The sequence below is a fragment of the Streptococcus salivarius genome (assembly GCF_002094975.1).
Taxonomy (GTDB): Bacteria; Bacillota; Bacilli; order Lactobacillales; family Streptococcaceae; genus Streptococcus; species Streptococcus salivarius_D.
The window spans coordinates 94,094-111,665 of sequence record NZ_CP015284.1; the positions used below are offsets into that span (position 1 = coordinate 94,094).

General features: G+C 38.0%; 12 protein-coding genes. 1 reads left to right on the forward strand and 11 read right to left on the reverse strand.

Annotation, left to right across the window (positions count from 1 at the left end; all coding sequences use genetic code 11):
* Positions 1 to 650 precede the first annotated feature (650 nt).
* From V471_RS10755 to V471_RS10790, 8 genes are all read right to left on the reverse strand, one after another.
* Positions 651 to 1,220: a hypothetical protein gene (locus tag V471_RS10755; protein WP_084871578.1), complete on the reverse strand. Its 570-nt coding sequence runs from the start codon at positions 1,218 to 1,220 to the stop codon at positions 651 to 653.
* Positions 1,221 to 1,232: 12 nt separating this feature from the next.
* Positions 1,233 to 1,862: a hypothetical protein gene (locus V471_RS10760; protein ID WP_232326852.1), complete on the reverse strand. Its 630-nt coding sequence runs from the start codon at positions 1,860 to 1,862 to the stop codon at positions 1,233 to 1,235.
* A gap of 278 nt (positions 1,863 to 2,140) precedes the next feature.
* Positions 2,141 to 4,681, reverse strand: a complete 2,541-nt coding sequence (locus tag V471_RS10765; RefSeq protein ID WP_084871580.1) for an SspB-related isopeptide-forming adhesin — start codon at positions 4,679 to 4,681, stop codon at positions 2,141 to 2,143.
* A 17-nt stretch (positions 4,682 to 4,698) separates the two neighbouring features.
* Positions 4,699 to 6,078 (reverse strand): hypothetical protein, encoded by a 1,380-nt coding sequence (locus V471_RS10770; protein WP_084871581.1) that lies wholly within the window; start codon positions 6,076 to 6,078, stop codon positions 4,699 to 4,701.
* 147 nt (positions 6,079 to 6,225) lie between these two features.
* The gene (locus V471_RS10775) at positions 6,226 to 6,756 is read right to left on the reverse strand and encodes a hypothetical protein (RefSeq protein WP_084871582.1); all 531 of its coding nucleotides are present in this window, start codon (positions 6,754 to 6,756) and stop codon (positions 6,226 to 6,228) included.
* Between the two features lie 121 nt (positions 6,757 to 6,877).
* Complete coding sequence (locus V471_RS10780; RefSeq protein WP_232326853.1) at positions 6,878 to 9,274, reverse strand: DNA topoisomerase; 2,397 nt, start codon at positions 9,272 to 9,274, stop codon at positions 6,878 to 6,880.
* Positions 9,275 to 9,374: 100 nt separating this feature from the next.
* Positions 9,375 to 9,947, reverse strand: a complete 573-nt coding sequence (locus V471_RS10785; protein ID WP_084871584.1) for a hypothetical protein — start codon at positions 9,945 to 9,947, stop codon at positions 9,375 to 9,377.
* Between the two features lie 203 nt (positions 9,948 to 10,150).
* Positions 10,151 to 10,741, reverse strand: a complete 591-nt coding sequence (locus tag V471_RS10790; protein WP_084871585.1) for a hypothetical protein — start codon at positions 10,739 to 10,741, stop codon at positions 10,151 to 10,153.
* 171 nt (positions 10,742 to 10,912) lie between these two features.
* On the opposite strand from V471_RS10790, the gene V471_RS10795 reads away from it, so the two are divergent.
* Complete coding sequence (locus V471_RS10795) at positions 10,913 to 13,693, forward strand: DNA methyltransferase (RefSeq protein WP_084871586.1); 2,781 nt, start codon at positions 10,913 to 10,915, stop codon at positions 13,691 to 13,693.
* Between the two features lie 51 nt (positions 13,694 to 13,744).
* Here V471_RS10795 and V471_RS10800 read toward each other — a convergent pair whose 3' ends face one another.
* The 3 genes from V471_RS10800 to V471_RS10810 all read right to left on the reverse strand — a co-directional run bounded on the left by V471_RS10800 (position 13,745) and on the right by V471_RS10810 (position 17,569).
* Positions 13,745 to 14,500 (reverse strand): hypothetical protein, encoded by a 756-nt coding sequence (locus tag V471_RS10800; RefSeq protein WP_084871587.1) that lies wholly within the window; start codon positions 14,498 to 14,500, stop codon positions 13,745 to 13,747.
* A 191-nt stretch (positions 14,501 to 14,691) separates the two neighbouring features.
* Positions 14,692 to 15,492: a hypothetical protein gene (locus V471_RS10805; RefSeq protein ID WP_232326854.1), complete on the reverse strand. Its 801-nt coding sequence runs from the start codon at positions 15,490 to 15,492 to the stop codon at positions 14,692 to 14,694.
* 25 nt (positions 15,493 to 15,517) lie between these two features.
* The gene (locus tag V471_RS10810; protein ID WP_198166472.1) at positions 15,518 to 17,569 is read right to left on the reverse strand and encodes a phage tail tip lysozyme; all 2,052 of its coding nucleotides are present in this window, start codon (positions 17,567 to 17,569) and stop codon (positions 15,518 to 15,520) included.
* Between the last annotated feature and the right edge of the window lie 3 nt (positions 17,570 to 17,572).

The window sequence follows — 17,572 nt, forward strand, 5'->3', positions numbered from 1 at the left end:
AATTGCAGTGAAAATGCTAATATATGCTCGTTTTATTTTCCTTTAATTTTTTGAGGATGCAGAAAGCTAAACCTTCACATATTCATCAAGATTTCTAATTTATTTTTTCTTAAAAGCATCCAAATAATTCTACTCTTTAAAAATAAAATTTTTATAAATAACGGTATATTTTTCCCTAAATATTGAAAAATACTCCCCATAAAAGAAATTATCAATACAATTTATTTCACAATACATAAATACGACACACAAACTCAATATCATTTTATAAAGTAACTCCAAACTTTTAGAAAAGAAGCTCATAATATTCACACAAAATACTTAAACTCATCAAAAAAAGCCGGACCTCAGTCCAGCTCAGAATGAAGAAAAACATCAAAAACGATGTTTGTCTTTTTTTTATAGTCACACTTAATTCTCCCATAATCCAATAATATTGAGGTATTATGTGAAGCCCATCAAGCGTATAGAAACCTAATTGACGACGATTATATTCAAGATTATCTTTGTGAAACATAGGAGTACCTCATCAAATACTTTTTTTATTATACTCCTTCGAAGCAAGAAAACTCCCCAGATAACTTCTGAGGACTTTATCTTCATTCTGAGGATAGCATCACTATATATGCTATCCTTAGCTAGTCCTATGATTATTGTGCAGGTCTCAAGGTTGCTGCTACTGTTCTGATAGAACTTTGTGTAAGTTCATCATGTCGTTCTTCATCTGTGATTACACGAGGTTTTGGAAAGTTCTCGATAGGCTTTTCATGTTCTTGGGCTTGCTTTTTAGCTTGTTCAAGTCGTTGGTGTTGAGCTTCTGGTCCCCAGTCTTTTTCTGCAGCAATCTCAGAGACCATAAAGGCACTATATCGATATGCCTCTGGAACAATCTTCTGGATTTGTTCTTTCGTGAAGCGGTCTCCCTCACTATAATCAACGACATCCCAAATTAGTCCGCCATTGCCATCTTCTTGTGCTGCAAGGAAATGTTCACATCCAATAGGATTTGATAGGTTGATCATAAAGAGTTCTTCAGACCATTCTCCAGTCATTACAGCATCAATAAATGTTTTATATTCATCGTCCGAGGCAAAATTTAGACGCCCGTTCTTTTCAGCTTTTTGAGCTTCACATAATACCTCAAAGCGTTCTTGGTATAGAGAGAAATTGTACTGTTTCAAAAAACTTGCTTGTTCCGTTGTTAAAATATTTTTCTTCATCGTGATTACCTCTTATTCTAAGTTAAATGTCAGTGTTACTTTAGTTAATGGGATATGTTTAAACCCAAGAAATCCGGATTTTAGCAAGACCTTGAACATTCCAGCTACATTACCCTTTGTGTCTTGCCTAAATTTTTCATCTCTGATTTCCATAAGTCCTTTAAATTCAGGAGTAATGCTACTAGTTATAGATGAACGCATAGAATCCTTTATATTTTCTACAGAATCAAATCGTCCTCTGATATTTGCATTGTGTCTATCGTCAAAAATGATTTTATTGATTTGACCTTTGCTGAAGTTTCTTAAGGCAATAGCTACAACATAAGGAAGTGCAATCCCCAGTGTAACTAGAGGGTGTGTTAGAATATCAAACACAATACCTTTTAGAGTGGTGATCAGGACGATATATGCCAATGCTCCTATCAATTTAAAGTAATTAACTGACATCGTAAATTTATTTTTTCGATTAGCTAATAACAAACCAATACATACATAAACTACCAGTAATACCAGGGCGATAATATGAATCGTCTTTGTTGAAACATTGAGAATATTGTTTGCTAATAACAGAACTGAAGTGGCTGTTATAAATATGATTTCAAGGAAATAAATACTTTCAGCAAACCATTTCATCAGCAACATGAACATTAATTTATTATTTTTCAAATAGATACCTTCTTTCTACCTATATGGTCTTGATTTCATAAGTCCATAATTATATAAATTATCAGTTCTCATATAAGCAACAAATTCCTTCCTAGTTTGTTTTAAAGTACTTCTTTATTATAGGAAAACAAATATCTATTTGTAACCCAGTGACACCTCTTAAAAAACACAACTCTTGTGAGCTGTGCTTTTAGTGAATTATGAATTTAGAATTTTGAATAGGGAAAAGGATTTTTTAAGAAGTGGGTGGTATCTTAGCATTCTTTACTACGTTTTGAGAAACCAAGCATACCTAGTGCAGTAGTTAGAACAACTGTACCTACTGCAGCAATAGCTGAAGTTGATTTTTCACCAGTATTAGGAAGAACCTTAATAGCTTGTTGTTGGACAGGCACTTCTTCTACTGGAGTTACTGGGGTAGAAGTAGGTCCGCCAGACTCTCCTACTGGTGCTGCTGGTGGTGTATCGAATGAAACAAGATTTGATTTATAGGCATTACCAAAATCAATCTGATAGAAATCATTTTCTACAGTAGTACCTGCAGGGACTTTCAATGTAGCAGGGAGATTAACTGTTACATTATTGTTTTTAAGAATGTAGTCTTGGTAATAATCAACTGGATTTTTGGCTACCCAAAGATAGAATTCACCAGTTGGGTTAAGACCAGATTTTTCTAGGATCTTGTTGATGGCATCAGTACGTCCTTCATCCGAAAGTACGTGATACATATCAAATAGGTCTTTGACATCTTTGTTATTGCTATCGCGAATAGTAATAGCATCTTCATCTACTGTATAAGCACCATCTTGCACGTCATCAAGGAGCGCAAATTCAAGTGCTTTCTTAGATGCAGCCATATCTTTGTATGGACTATAATCAGTTGTCAAATGGAAGGTTACTTTGTCATCGTCAGTAGTTTTTCCATCGATGTCATTTCCTTTTGAATCAGTAACAGACTTATGTGGTTTAGGAGCTGTTGGCGTCTTGTTAGTGACAGTATCAGAGAAGGTTTCGTAACCGTTACGATCAGCTTTATAAGTATTATCGTAGAAACCGTTATCGTCCGTTGCTACGAACTTGATTGTAGGTGCTTCGAGAGCTTTACCATCGTATTTGGCAGTAAATGTGTAGGTCTTAGAAGCCTCATCATAATCAACGTTCCAACCTTTAGCCTCATTTTCAGCCTTGTTGGCTTCGATATTTGGAACTTCACCGAATTCAAGTGGATCACGAGTTGTCACAGTATCGCCAACCTTTGCATTGGCAAAGATATTTCCGTTATTCAAAACATAGGTATGTTCATCATTTTTAGGAATCATCTTACCATTAACATTTTCACCGTCGCTGTTGAGGACAGTCTTAGTTACAGTTGGTTGATAATTCATACTGTAGTCATGATAACTTGCTGATGGAATTTCTGGTTTAACAGGTTCATTAACCTTTTTAACTGTAGCTGATGGAACAGTGTTTGGATTAGTGAAATCGAGACTTAGCTGACCATGAGTATTGATAATCCAATTATCATCGATGTTAAGAATTGGGATAATACCAGTAGTTTCGCCTGGTTTCAAGACATAGGACTTGTTAAGTGCAATACTACGATTGATATCTTCCGCAAAGCTTGAGTTACCATCATGGTTTACTGAGTAAATTTCTTCACCATCAGTATAAACGTGGTAGTTAAGATTTTGGTTAACACCAGTGTTGGGACGGTTACTTGTGTAGGCATAGTTCCACAAATCGAGACTATTAAGTGTTACGGTTGTCGAACCGTCTCCGTTAGCTGCAGACGTGAAATTAACCTTACCATTAAGGGTACCTGTACCCAAAACACCCAAGCTATCATTAGCTGAGTCATTCATATCGTGCGTGAATGAGAAGGTCCCATCCGGATTAACGCTACCATTTTGAACCGAGTTTCCATAAGTCAACTGGTCAACATTTTGTGTTGTTACTCGTCCGTCAACATTAACGTTAGCATTATCCTTCATAGCAGCATAGTCTTTGTTAAATTTGTCGATGGTTTCTTTGTTCGAAGCAATCTGCTTATTAACCTGATCAGTATAGGTGTTGTAATCACCTACATTTTTACCATCCCCACTTGAGATTTCAGTAGCTTCAGCTTTAATAAGTCCATTACTATCTTTAACAGCTTTGTCTACTTGAGTTTCAAGGGTGTCGTGAGCTTTATCAGCTGCATCATAGGCTGATTGACGTCCAGATGCATCCTGGGTGGCTTGTTTGATTGAAGCTACTTGTTCATTTTGGTCAGCCTTGATTTCAGCTTGCTTTGTTGCAAGTTCTTCACTCGTAGTTGGTGTCCCTTTATCTTGGGTAGCATCTTGCGACACTTTAACACCACTGTCTTTGGCAGTAGCAACTGCATCCGTGACAGCTGAGTTGTCGATAGCAACTTTTTCAGCTTCCGTTGATGTATTAGCTTTTTCTGCGTAAGCATTATTATCATTAGTGCTTACTGGTTGTGTAGTAGCTACTTCTGCTACTTTTTCAGTAGGTTGTGAATCAGAAGTGTTTGTTGCAGTCGCTGAGGTTGTCGGAGTAGAGACATCTGATGTTGCAACAGCTGTAGCTTGTGACATCAGACTGTCTGCGTTTGCTTGAGAGGTAGCAACTGGCTCTGAATTTACAGGTGCTTCAGTTACTTCATCTGCGGATGCTTGAGAAGCTCCCCCAACAATTGCTGCAGCACCGAGAGCAAGTACACCGACAGCTCCATAGACATTGTTTTTACGAATAGAGCCATGTCCTTTCGTGTTATTTGAGTCTTTAAACATTTAAATAATAACCTTTCTTAGTTTGAATACCACTTTTCTTGTTTCACAGCTGTACGTTGAAGACCAAGTGCTGCCAAAATCAAGAATCCAAAGGTAACGAGTTTTGTTCCAGTTTCCCCTGTTTCAGGAAGTGTTACCATTTCTCCTGCCTCGGTCTTAACAGAGACAGTTCCATCCTCATTCACTGCTCCTCCTGCCTGTGAAGCTGGAACTGAGGCTACAGAACCATCGAAGTTTTGTACGACAAGATCACTATTGTTTGTTGAGACAACTTTATAACCAGTATTTGTAACGACTGGTTGACTAGGAGTCACATTAAGTACAACTTGTTTTGTTGAAGGAGAAACGTCCCCTGGTTTAGGTGTTTCTTGAACATTCGTGTCGCTAACTTTAGGAGCTTCTTCAGTTTTAGGAGACTCAACTACCTTGTTTGAAGTTGCTGCTGAAGTTGAAGCTACTTCTGTACGACTGTCTGATTTATGTTCAGATGGCGTAGAGACACCAGTTCCATTGGTTCCGTCAAGAATATGAGGAGTGTTTGTAGCAGTTTCAGACAGTTCTGGAGAAGTTGATGATTTCTCAGAAGATGTTGTTCCTTCGCTACTTGGCAAACTTACACCTGTTCCAGAAGTTCCATCAGACACTTTTGGTGTTTCTGAACTTGTTGAAGAAGATTCAGCTGAAGTTGATGAGCCACTAGGTGCTTCAGAACTTGAAGCGTTATTCCCTTCAGTTGGTGCTGGAGTTGGTGTGGCAACCGTTGACCCTTTATCATTAACAGTATTTGTTGAACTTTCACTGCTACTGCTAGTGTTATTTTCACTATTGTGGTTAGCATTAGCAGTATCCGTAGCGTTAGGCTTAGTAGGAGTTTCAGTTACTGTGTGCTCTGAAGGGGTAGGAGTTTCTGATGCAGTTGAAGTTGTATCAGAAGTAGAGTTTCCTTCACTTCCTTCAGAGGTAGCTGTAGACGTTTCAGCAGTTGTACTTGCATTTTCAGAAGTCGTAGGTGTAGCCTCAGAATTTTCTGAAGTCTTCCCTTCGTCATGATTTGGCGTAGTAACGCTTGGTGTTGTAGGTGTAGCTACGCCAGTACTAGTAGAACCGTCAGTTACTTTAGGTGTTTCAGTTGTTACACCTTCATTTTTAGGAGTATCAACTTTAGGTGCTTCAACAGTTGGGACATCTGTGGTATTGGTACCGGGTGTCGCTGGTGTTGATGAAGCGGGAGGGAGAAGTGTATCGGAGTGTCCAGTCGCAACAGTAGCATTATCTGTTGGTCCAGTTGGTGTGGCAGTTTCGTCTGCTGATACCCCATTATTAACCAAACCTGCTGCTACAAGAGCTGTTAAAAAAGCTCCACATTTAAAGATCATTGAACTTTTGTTTTTGTCCATAAATAAGCAATTTCCTTTCTTAAAAAATTACAATTAGATGATAGCAAAAGTCATCCCTGACTCAAACCCAGTGACACCCTTTAAATACACAAAAAAAAGAGCGTACTGCTCTTTTATAATCTATTATGCAAGTCCTTGAAAAGCATATTAATTGAATGCCCGTCTACGCATTGAAATGCCAACTTCTTGCCAAGATATCTCCATATCATCAGAGGGCGTGTTTCCTAATAGAAAAACAGACTTATTATGGAATAGAGTATCAAATCCAATGTCTTCATAAAAGAGTTCTTCGTCATCATATTGATAGCCAGAATCAATATCGAATTCATTCTCAAATATAGCACGGCAGATAAAGTAAGCCCCTAGACCATAGTAAGTAATAGGTTCGTTGGAACCTTTAGGTGTGGCTTCAAATCGATAGTACTTTTCTACTTCAATGGAGTCTTGAGCATTGACTTCAATAGGCTTAAGGTAACAGAACCCACGACTAGCGAGAGCTTCATCTAATTGCTGACGTAGAGGACTTTTTTTATGAGCAATAAGACCAGGGATGGAATCTGCATTACTTTCGATAAAGTCACACGCATTCAGAAGAATCAAACCTTTTTGAAAAAAGTTTGGGCTAGTCTGTCTGTCTAGCCATTCACCTAAAAATCGGTTAATACGAGGTGTATTCATATTTTTCTCCTTTCTTAGATATTTGTATCGTCTCTTCTTAAACTAAGATTAGTGTAGCACAGAGGAAATTACAAGAGCAAGCGCAGAGAGCACAAAATTTTTAAAAGACATTTAAAATGAACTATTTTTTAGATGTTGCTTTATCAACTTCAAGGTTTACTTGATAAATTCCTTTTTCTTCGTTGAAAGAAAGATAAACGTAAGCATCGAATGGGCCATATTTGCCTTCGATGTTCTTGATAAGGTTTGTTCGTCCTTTATCAGATAAAAGGTCACTGATTTGTTTCTTGGTGAGTGTTTTTTTCTTGTCTTTAATAAAACCTACAGTGATCCAGAAGTTAAAGCTACAAACAGGTGTTGCACCTGTTTCTCTTTCTTCTTTTGATAAGATATTATCTTCGCACTGAGCTACTTTTGATTTTCCTAAGACTTTGACGGCCTTTCCACATAAAGGACAGTTACCAAGCTTGCCATCAGCTTTTGCTACTGCTTGCTCGATAAAGTCTTGGAAAGGGACATAATCAGTTCTATCTACAGCTTTAATCAGATTTTCGATGAGGTTGTTGTGAGGATTCTCGATACCGAGATACCTATAGATGTTTTTTAGGAACTTTTCTTGTGTATTTGTCCCTTCAGCAATTTTACTGAGCGATTGCTCCCATATTGCTGTTGTTTCTGGTTGAGATAAGACACGTTCATCTTTAAGTGTCTCACAGATCAACCAACCAAGTTCAGATAAATAGATTTTTCCTTGCTTGACTATCACCCACTTATTAACGACGATTTCATCCAGTATTGCTCCTCTAGTTGCTGCAGTACCTAAACCTTTGATTTGTTTCATGATAGCGATAAGCTCTTCATCATCTAGGTCCCGGCCAGCAGTTCTCATTGCTCGAAGCCAGGTACTATTCGTGTGGCGAGGCGGTTTTTTAACATGTCTTTCCACTGGCACTAGGTGAGAAGTGACAGTATCGTTGGTTTGGACTTTAATAAGCTCCCTCGCCTCACTTTCTTCTATCACTCTATCAAGCAGGCTCGCACTATCTTGGAATAAAACTTGCCAACCAGGGTTTTTAGGGACTTGTCCTGCCGTTCTAAACCTTCCAGCTCCTACCTGAGTAATGATTGTCGTCTGTTCATACTGGTATTTCGGGAAAAACATAGTTAGTGTTCTTCTGATAACTGCTTTGTAGACAATCTTCAGTGCATCAGGAAGGGATTCTACTTCTTCTTCAGTGGGTATTAAGGTAGTTGGAACTACTGCTGAGTGGTTTGCAGCTTTCTTGTCATTTACAAAAAAGCCATCTGGACGCTCTGGGAATACCAAATCCTCTTCACTGAAACCAACTAATCGAGCTAACGCTGGTGCTTGTTGCTTTAAAGTCTCATAACGTTCCCTAGAAATATAAAAAGACAAAGATCTTGGGTACGTGATTAGTTTTCTCACCTCATATAATTCTTGGCAAGGGCCTTCTAGAACTTCTTTTGCTGTCAATCCTAAGAGTTTCCCTAATTCTTCTTGTATCGAGTCAAGGCAATAAAGCCTTGGTGGTCGTTTTTCTTTTAGTTCAACTTCATGTTCAACGATAACACCTTTGTTACTATCTCCAATAATTTTTGGATTCTGAATAAGCTTTTCCCAATCTTCTCTAGTAGGACAGTCGCCTTCCCAAGGTTCACCCTTCTTGTCACCTTTAGAGTACGGAATATCAAGAGGAACATAATTACCCTTGTAGATGCCATTAGGATGTTCAAAGGTGGCTTCTAATTCCCAATAAGTTGTTGGAACAAAATCTCGGATGGCTAATTCTCTTAAATAGATCAAAAATAGAGCTACGGTTTTGATTCTACCAACTGCAATCTTACCGTCCTTACCAGACCTATCCAGTTTCAATCCTATCTTATCTTCTAATAGGAGACTTAAAGCACGGGAAGCATTCATTCCAAGAAGCCAGTCAGCAATAGCTCGCGTTTGGGCTTCAATCGCTTGTAAGACACGATAGTCTATCTCACGTAGTTTTTTCACTCCTTCTTGAATCTTTGTTGGTGTTAATTCATCAACCCAAAGGGACTTGATCATTTTCTTTGGACCTTTCTGGTCTAAAATACCAGTCATAAGGCTAATACTATAGGCAATATGACTACCTTCACGGTCTATATCAGTGGCCCAAACAATCATCCTAGATTTCTCAAAGAAATCCTTAACCTTCTTGAACTGCCATTCCTTCTGTGTCATAACCTTATATTCAAATTTTTCAGGAATAATAGGTAAGGTGTCCAAACGCCACTCTTTCCAATCAGCTTTATAGTCTTCTGGTTCTTTTAACTCTAGCATATGTCCTTGAGCCCAGATAATCGTGATCAATTCTCCATTGTGGTAAGCAGCATTTTTAAATTGAATATAACCTTGTTTTTTATATTTTTCATCTAGTTGAGTTGCAGAAAGTGTATTATCTGCAGCAAGGGCCATATAGTAGGCTATTCCTTGGTCTCTTTTTTCTGCTAAATATGTAATCATAAGCGAATTCTAACATAAAGAAATTCCCTTTTATAACCCAGTGACATGGGGTGATTTCGTGAAAAGACATTAAAAAAAGCCAAAGCTTAAGCTTCAGCTTTTATAGTCTCAAATCATCTGTTAACACGACACTGATAGGATCTTCAGTATATTTACGATATCTCTTCAGACATACTAGTGAAACAACTACCGAAAGTAATATCAAAAAGACACCACAGACAACCATTGCAAAGACCTGTTCAGGACGAGTGCCATAGTTCTCAGTATAGTTCAATAGTGATGCACTACTTTCCATTTTTTGGATAACATTGGGAACAAAGTTCCAGGAGACAATTGTAAAGACTGCTAAAAAGAGCAACATTCCAAACGCCCAACTTAGAACGTAACGTTGCTGACGAGTCATAAAGTCACGCTGGTTGTATTCTTCAACACATAGTCCCTTATATTGTCCATCCTTAGAAAAGAAACGTGGTTCTTCTCCATTTTTGATACGTTGAATATCACTTAAAATTTCAGCACTTAAGTGTCTAGCCGGTAACTCTTGAGCTAATTTATTTTGTTCTTCAATATTTAGTCCAGAAACCTCATCAGTATATTTTAAAAGATGTTCTTTAGTCTGACCGTCAAACAACCTAACTAATTTTCTTAAAAGACGCTTTGTTTCTTTTTCCATGATCCCTCATCTCCAATCGTTCTTTAATCATATTCTCTTATTATCACTAATTCTTTAATCCTTGTGCTATGGCACTATTATATCAAGGATTAAGAAGATATGCACTTACACAGGGACAAAAATTCTATTTGAGTTAAATATATAAAGAAAAGCTCCATCTCATGATGAAGCTAAACAAGATATGTAAGACGCATTGACTACTTCTAGTCATGGCCATGTTCAGCATGGTCAGCTTCAGCTACTCCATGAACTGATGTTACTTCTATTTGAGTTGTTCCCATAACGTAATTCCCACAGAAATAAAGTTTTGCTCCGTCTGGGTTAGCAACCTCAAGGACAAACTGACGAACATTGTCCGCTTTAGCTTTAAATACTTGCGTTTTAGCATCAGAGTACTTATAACCTAGCATAAATTTCGCTACAAGCTCATACTGCATCTTGGTTCCAGTAATCGTTAAGTGATTTTGATAATCTGGCTTAACATCGGTTACGTTCTGAACAGTCTCAACATAAGAACACATTTCTTTCAGTGCATTCTTTACAGTTTGCGTATCAGCATCATCTGCAGGTGTTTGTGTTTCTAAGGTCGCAAGTGCCTCTTTACGCCATCTCTCATACTTATCTTCTTTTGGAATGTCTTCCGAGGATGAATCTTCAATCACCTGTTCGGTGCTAGGCGGTGTTGCTTTTTTCTTAGGTTCATTCTTCTTCATTAACGCAGAGACCAAAAACATGACTCCAAGAGCGAGGAAAATGACCACCAAAATAATAATGTATTTATAATCTTTTTTCATGGATTTAGTATAGCACCTTTCTATGTATTAAAAAAGAGACTTAGGGGGTGTCACATCCCCCAAGTTATATCTAGTCACTTGACAGTTGGTTAATAGAGTTAATACCCACTAAAATACAGTAGAAATATATGGTATAATGACACCGAGTCTATTTAGAAAGAATTAGTAGTAATGAACACTAGAGAACAGAAAAAGCAAGCCAAGGCTTTTATTAAGCGTTGGGAAAACCGTGGTAGCGAAAGACAAGATAGCCAATCTTTCTGGCTAGACCTACTGCAATCTGTTTATGGGATTGAAAACCCAACAGAATATATTAGTTTTGAAAATAAAGTAGCGTTGGATCACACTAGCTTCATTGATGGTTTCATCGACAAAACAAAGGTTATGATTGAACAAAAAGGGGCAAACAAAGACCTCAATAAAGCTATTAGACAGTCTGATGGTACTTATCTTACACCTTTCCAACAAGCGAAACGTTATTCAGCTAACGTCCCCTACTCTAGACGTCCTAGATGGATTATTACTTGTAATTTCAAAGAGTTCTATATCTATGATATGGAGCAGCCTAATGGCGAACCTAAAGTTGTTCAATTAGCAGACCTTGATAAAGAAGCCTATCGACTAGAATTTCTCGTAGATAAGACCAACGAACACCTAGAACGTGAAATGAAAGTCTCAATGGAGGCTGGGGAAATCGTAGGCGAAATCTATGACGGATTGCTAAAACAATATGTCAATCCAGACAATCCAGATAGTCTACATGCGATTAACCAACTTGTCGTACGCCTTGTATTTTGTTTGTATGCAGAGGATGCTGGTATCTTTGGACACAAAATGATGTTCCATGACTACCTAGCTCGTTTTGGAAGTCGTGACTTTCGTCGTGGGTTAATGGACCTTTTCTCTGTCCTTGACACACCAATCGACACGCGCGACCCCTACCTTGATAGCGAACTAAACGCCTTCCCTTATGTAAACGGTGGGATGTTTGCAGAGAATAATCTAGAAATACCTAATTTCACCGATGAACTCCGAGAGCTTATACTTGAACACGCTTCTTCTGGCTTTGACTGGTCAGAAATCAGTCCAACTATCTTTGGTGCAGTGTTTGAATCAACTCTTAACCCAGAAACACGTCGAAGTGGTGGGATGCATTATACTTCGATTGAAAACATCCATAAAGTTATTGATCCGTTATTCTTGGACGAGCTAAAAGAAGAGTTAAATGAAATACGTCAATTTAAGCAACCTAAAACGGTTGAACAAAAAGCAAAACAGTTTCAATCAAAACTAGCGAGTCTTCTTTTCTTCGACCCAGCTTGTGGTTCTGGAAATTTCTTAACTGAAACATACGTCTCTCTTAGACGCTTAGAAAATGAAGCTATTAAGCTATATATGGGTGATACCGTTGCTTTGGATCTCGGTCAAGATTTAGTCAAAGTAAAGCTGAAGCAATTCTATGGTATTGAGATTAATGACTTTGCAGTTTCTGTAGCCAAAACAGCTCTCTGGATTGCAGAAAGCCAAATGCTTGAAGAGACTAAAGATATTGTATTTGCAAATATCGACTTCCTTCCACTTAAGTCATATACCAATATCGTTGAAGGAAATGCTTTAGAGCTGGATTGGGAAAGTGTAGTTCCCAAAGAAAAGCTAAACTATATCATTGGGAATCCACCGTTTGTCGGAGCTAATGGTGTCAGTAAATCCCAGAAACAAGAATTAATAAACTTGTTTGGCGAAAAGAGTAATGCAGGAATTTTAGATTACGTAGGAGGATGGTATGCTAAATCCGCAATATTAATTAACGATACAAATATTAGGTGTGCATTTGTATCAACTAATTCCATTTCTCAAGGTGAGCAAGTTTCTGTTTTATGGGACTTCCTATTAAAGAAAAATATTTCTATAGATTTTGCGTATAAAACTTTTGTATGGAATAGTGAGGCAAAAGAGAAAGCAAAAGTCCACTGTATTATTATTGGATTTAGCTCAGTGAAACAGAGTAAGTTAATCCTTTTTGATAAGGACAACAAAGAAATTGTCGAAGCAATTAGTCCATATCTAATTGAAGGAAAAATGATCTATGTAAGGAGAAGAAACAAGCCTATATCCCAAAAGTTACAAATGTCTAGAGGTAATCAACCAACTGATGGCGGGAATTTAATAATTAAAGCTGAAGAGTATGATAGTTTTATCAAATCTGAACCAACAGCAAAAAAATATATAAAAAAATTAATCGGTTCTAGGGAGTTCATTAACAGTTTAGATAGATATTGTTTATGGCTTGTAGGAGTTTCCCCAAAAGAGTTACGTTCTATGCCTAAAGTCTTAGAACGTGTAAATTTGGTTAAAGAAATGAGACTAAACAGTTCGGCTTTGGGGACTAGAAAATTAGCGGAGAGGTCTCATGAATTTAGAGAAACTAAAAATCCAAATACATATCTAATTATTCCAAGAGTTTCATCAGAGAGTAGACGGTACATTCCAATTGGTTTTTTAGACTCTGATACTATTCCTACAGATTCAGTAACAATTATTGAAGATGCTTCTCTTTACGACTTCGGTATTTTAACTTCAAATGTACATATGGCATGGATGCGTACAGTTGCTGGACGCCTTAAATCAGATTATCGCTACTCTGCCAAAATCGTATACAATAACTTCCCTTGGCCTGAAGTAACAGATGCCCAAAAAGAGAAAATATCAAAAACTGCTCAAGCAATTCTTGATGCGCGTGCACTTTATCCAGACAGTTCATTAGCTGATCTCTATGATGAGCTAACCATGCCTAAAGAACTTCGTCGAGCCCACCAAGCTAATGATAAAGCAGTTATGGAAGCATATGGATTAACCAAAATAGTCGATGGCAAAAAAACTTGGCTAACTGAGAGTGAGACAGTCGCAAGACTATTTGAGTTATATGAGCAGATTACAAACAGCAAATCATAGAGTAAGAGACATCTCGTTATAAAATAAAAAAGACTGCTAGTCTTTTTTATTTTATATCTTTGACTCTCTGTACAAAATGGCAGCAAATGATTCTGTGACAATTTGTGGGAAATTTTTGTAAAATTCAAGATGCCCCAGGACAGCAAGGTCATAGGTTGTATGCTCATCAATAACATCTTGAGCCATGCCTCTAAAAATACTGGTCTTTCTGATCCACTCCTCGCCTCTCTTGGTCTTCACAATTAATATATACCGTTTCCCCTTCTTGGTTTCTCGCTCTTCAACTGATAACCTTACCTTACCATAAAAAAGGAACATATTGTCTTCATCTGCTTTATCAAACCACCCATTCATAGATTTTCTTCGGATTGCTCTTCGGTTAGGCTGATGGTTTCTTGCTCCTATATCTATTACGAATGGAGTCTGTTGTTCAGCATTTACTGCATTTTCATCGTCTCCTATATCCCTAGGCAACAAGCTATTTAACATTGCTTCAAGTCTATCACGTACTTGTTCATCTGTTAATGTTGCTACAAATTGCTTAACTGCCCTATTTGAAGCTAGGTCATAATTATATGAACAACCTTCTTCATGGTTTGAAGTTGGAAGGGTTGACAAAAATGCCCTTCTTTCTGATGTTTTATGTGTAAAACGTAAATTTGCTATCTGACATTCTGGACACAACATTTTATCTCGGTATTTTGAAATATCTCCCTTTTTCTGTTCATATTCTTTTTGAACTTCATATACACTATGGAGCTGTTGATCCTCAACATAAAAAAAATCTTCGTAACTATGATTTGGCATATCTAAGTTCCTCCTTATTGAAATCAATTATGCACTTTTTCAAATTCTATTATAACTTTTCTCATAGAAATTAACAAAGAGACCTAGTTTTAGTAAAACTTTTTCTCGTGACCGAAATTTAAAAAATCAAGCAAATAAAAAGGAGTCAAAAGATGACTCCTTTTTTGTATTTACATAATTATGTTTATGTATTATTTTGCCTTATTTTCACTAACAGTTAGGTCAATTAGGGGTAGATAGCTTGGAGAAAACCTACCATTGATTCCAAATGGATGGAAGTTAAAATGAAGATGGTATAGCGTATCTTTCGTTTCAAACGTATGTTTGATATTCCCTGGAGCAGTTCCCTCTCTATAATAACGAGGAGAAATTACTTTCTCACATTCCATATTAGTAACCTCAACAATCGACCTATACTCCGGCTTAATAGCATTCTTATTGATTATTGTCATTTGAGCATTAGTGTCATAGCCTGTCAATTCAATATCATTAATAAGTGAATGTTCATTATATAAGCTGGTTTCAGTAGATTTCTTCAAACCAAGATAATCCACATCCATAACATTCTTGAATAGATAACGTTTAAATAAGCTAGAACTTAGTTTCGTTCCCAAATAATAAAGGGCAAGACTAACTAACAATAGCTCAAAAATCAATGTCATGCTTGCATCCGTAACCCGGATTGGTTTCATCAAAAGAATACATAAACCAAACATTTCCATTATACTTACAAGGGAGGTAAATACCCACCAGTCACTACCACTCTTATATTTAAAAACAGCCCTTAGCGTAAAGAGACCGAGGTAAACTCCTTGAAAGATATAAAGGAAGACCGTTACTTGATTTATAGGCAGTGTATTAATAAAAACATTAAGGAAAATCGTTACCATAATTATAACGAACCATAAGAAAGCTTTTCTCAAACACCAGTCTAGGCCTTGCACAGCCAATAATGACATGCTTTTCGGATTAATTTTTGATTGTTTACTCATTTATTCTCTTTTTCTCCTTTTTGATTTATTCTTTAGATGGTGCTCCACCTTTTTGTGTCTTAGGATCAATCACCATACCAACTTGTGGTTGGGTATCTCCTAAAATAATTGATGCTGGACTCAAGAAATCACCATACTGGAAGACTTTCGTTTTCCGACGTTCAAAGTGAATGTGTGGTCCAGTAGCTGCACCTGTTTGTCCAACATATCCGATAAGTTGGCCTTTTTTGACCTTATCCCCTTTCTTAACAAGAGGAACATCACGCATATGTCCATAATAAATAATAGTGCCATCTGGAAGAGTGTGCATCACGTGGTTACCGTCGATATTCATCGCCTCTTCATTGACCTCTACTACTTCACCGTCTGTTACGGCATAAATTGGAGAGCCTTCTGGTGCTGCAAGGTCCATTCCTGTGTGTCCTGAACCCGCATTTGGTCCACCTGCATTAGCTGCTGCACCGAAAAGTTGGGTAATGGTATAAGGAACATCGAGTGGCTGACCAGTATCAGTGCTGAGATTACTACTATCGCTGTCGCCACACGTATCTGCATCTACTTCCTCCTTGTCATCATCCTTATCCTTCTTGTCTTTCGGACGATAGACATAGACTTTTCCGTAGTCCATAGTAATACGGTCTCGATATTGGCCATAATTATTCTCAGCAATCCCGTCGGTTGATGGAGAACATTGGATAATATTCTCCTTATCCTCAACTAGCATGGTCTGTCCTTTATCGCCAGAGCTACTACCTTTCGTACCCCAGATAATGACATCTCCTTTTTCACGGTTTTGAACATCATCTTTAGATGACCAGGCACCCTCATACACCAATTCATAACCATTGTCTTTCAACCAGTCGTGTTCTGAATCGGTATCTACTGGAGATCCAGATTCTTTAGCACCACCGTCAACAAGGGCATAATAGAGAGCAGATGAATGGTCATAGCTATCTGGCCCAGTACGAGCATCACGAGAATACTTGACCTTCCCTAGCTTATCCTTATACCACTTGATAGCTTTGTCAGTATCAATAGTCTTTTTATCCTTATCGCTGTCTTTTTTGCTAGCCTTGTTGCTAGAGTCACTTGATGAACTGCTTGAACTGCTATCATTATCATCGTCTTCGTTGTCGCTATCTTCTTCATCGTCGTCACCGTCATCATCATCTGAACTTTGACTACTTGACGAGGAGTTATTGGAAGAAGCACCGCCACCACCAAACGCCTTTTGGAACTTGGCATCATCGTACTTATATTTACTTGCTTCGAAGACTTCCGCAAACTTCCTTGCATCCGCCTTCTTCTGGTCTGGTTTGACATAAGCCATATTACCTCGTTCGTAGGCATTCCATGACATAGCAGTTTCATCGATATTGGTTTGTTTCGCAAACTCCTGGAATGACCAGTTATGGCCAGATTCGTCATAAGCTGGGTTCCAGTCACCTTTTGAGATGGCATCGATAACAAAGGCAACCATCTTATCAGCATCTTCCCAATCAGGACTATTAAGAGGTGCATATTTCGTGTAGGGGTCAAACTGGAAGATTCCACCACCACCAAGTGTGTTAGATGTCCCACCTGTCGTTGGAACAGCTCCCTTAGAAATGGAGTCATTGATACCACCACCATAATGCCCTTGGGCACGTCCAATGATGTCATAGCTCCCTTCAGAGTTTGCCCAACCAACAGCACCTGCAGCAGATTCCCCAGACAATCCAGCATTCACAAAAGCCATAAAGACTTTGTGGGCATTTTCATAGGCTTTTGTCCCCTTCGTAAAGGGATCAGAGTCGCCAGCAGATGCTGAGTCAGTTTTAGTAGAAGTCGATTGAGGCTTAGAGCCATCATCGTCTTCTTCATCATCGTCTTCTTCATCGCCATCTTTTTGGTAGGTTACACATTGGGCGTTAGTCTTGCTACCTTTCCCACCGGAAGTACTAATTGTCCCCATTAAACCAGTGATAATTGCAATTAAGATAACCGCAAAAGTTAAAATAGTTCCTATAATAATGGTTGTCTTCACTCCAAAAATCGTTAGAAGAACACGAGCAGCCTTATCACCTATTCGTTTCAAATA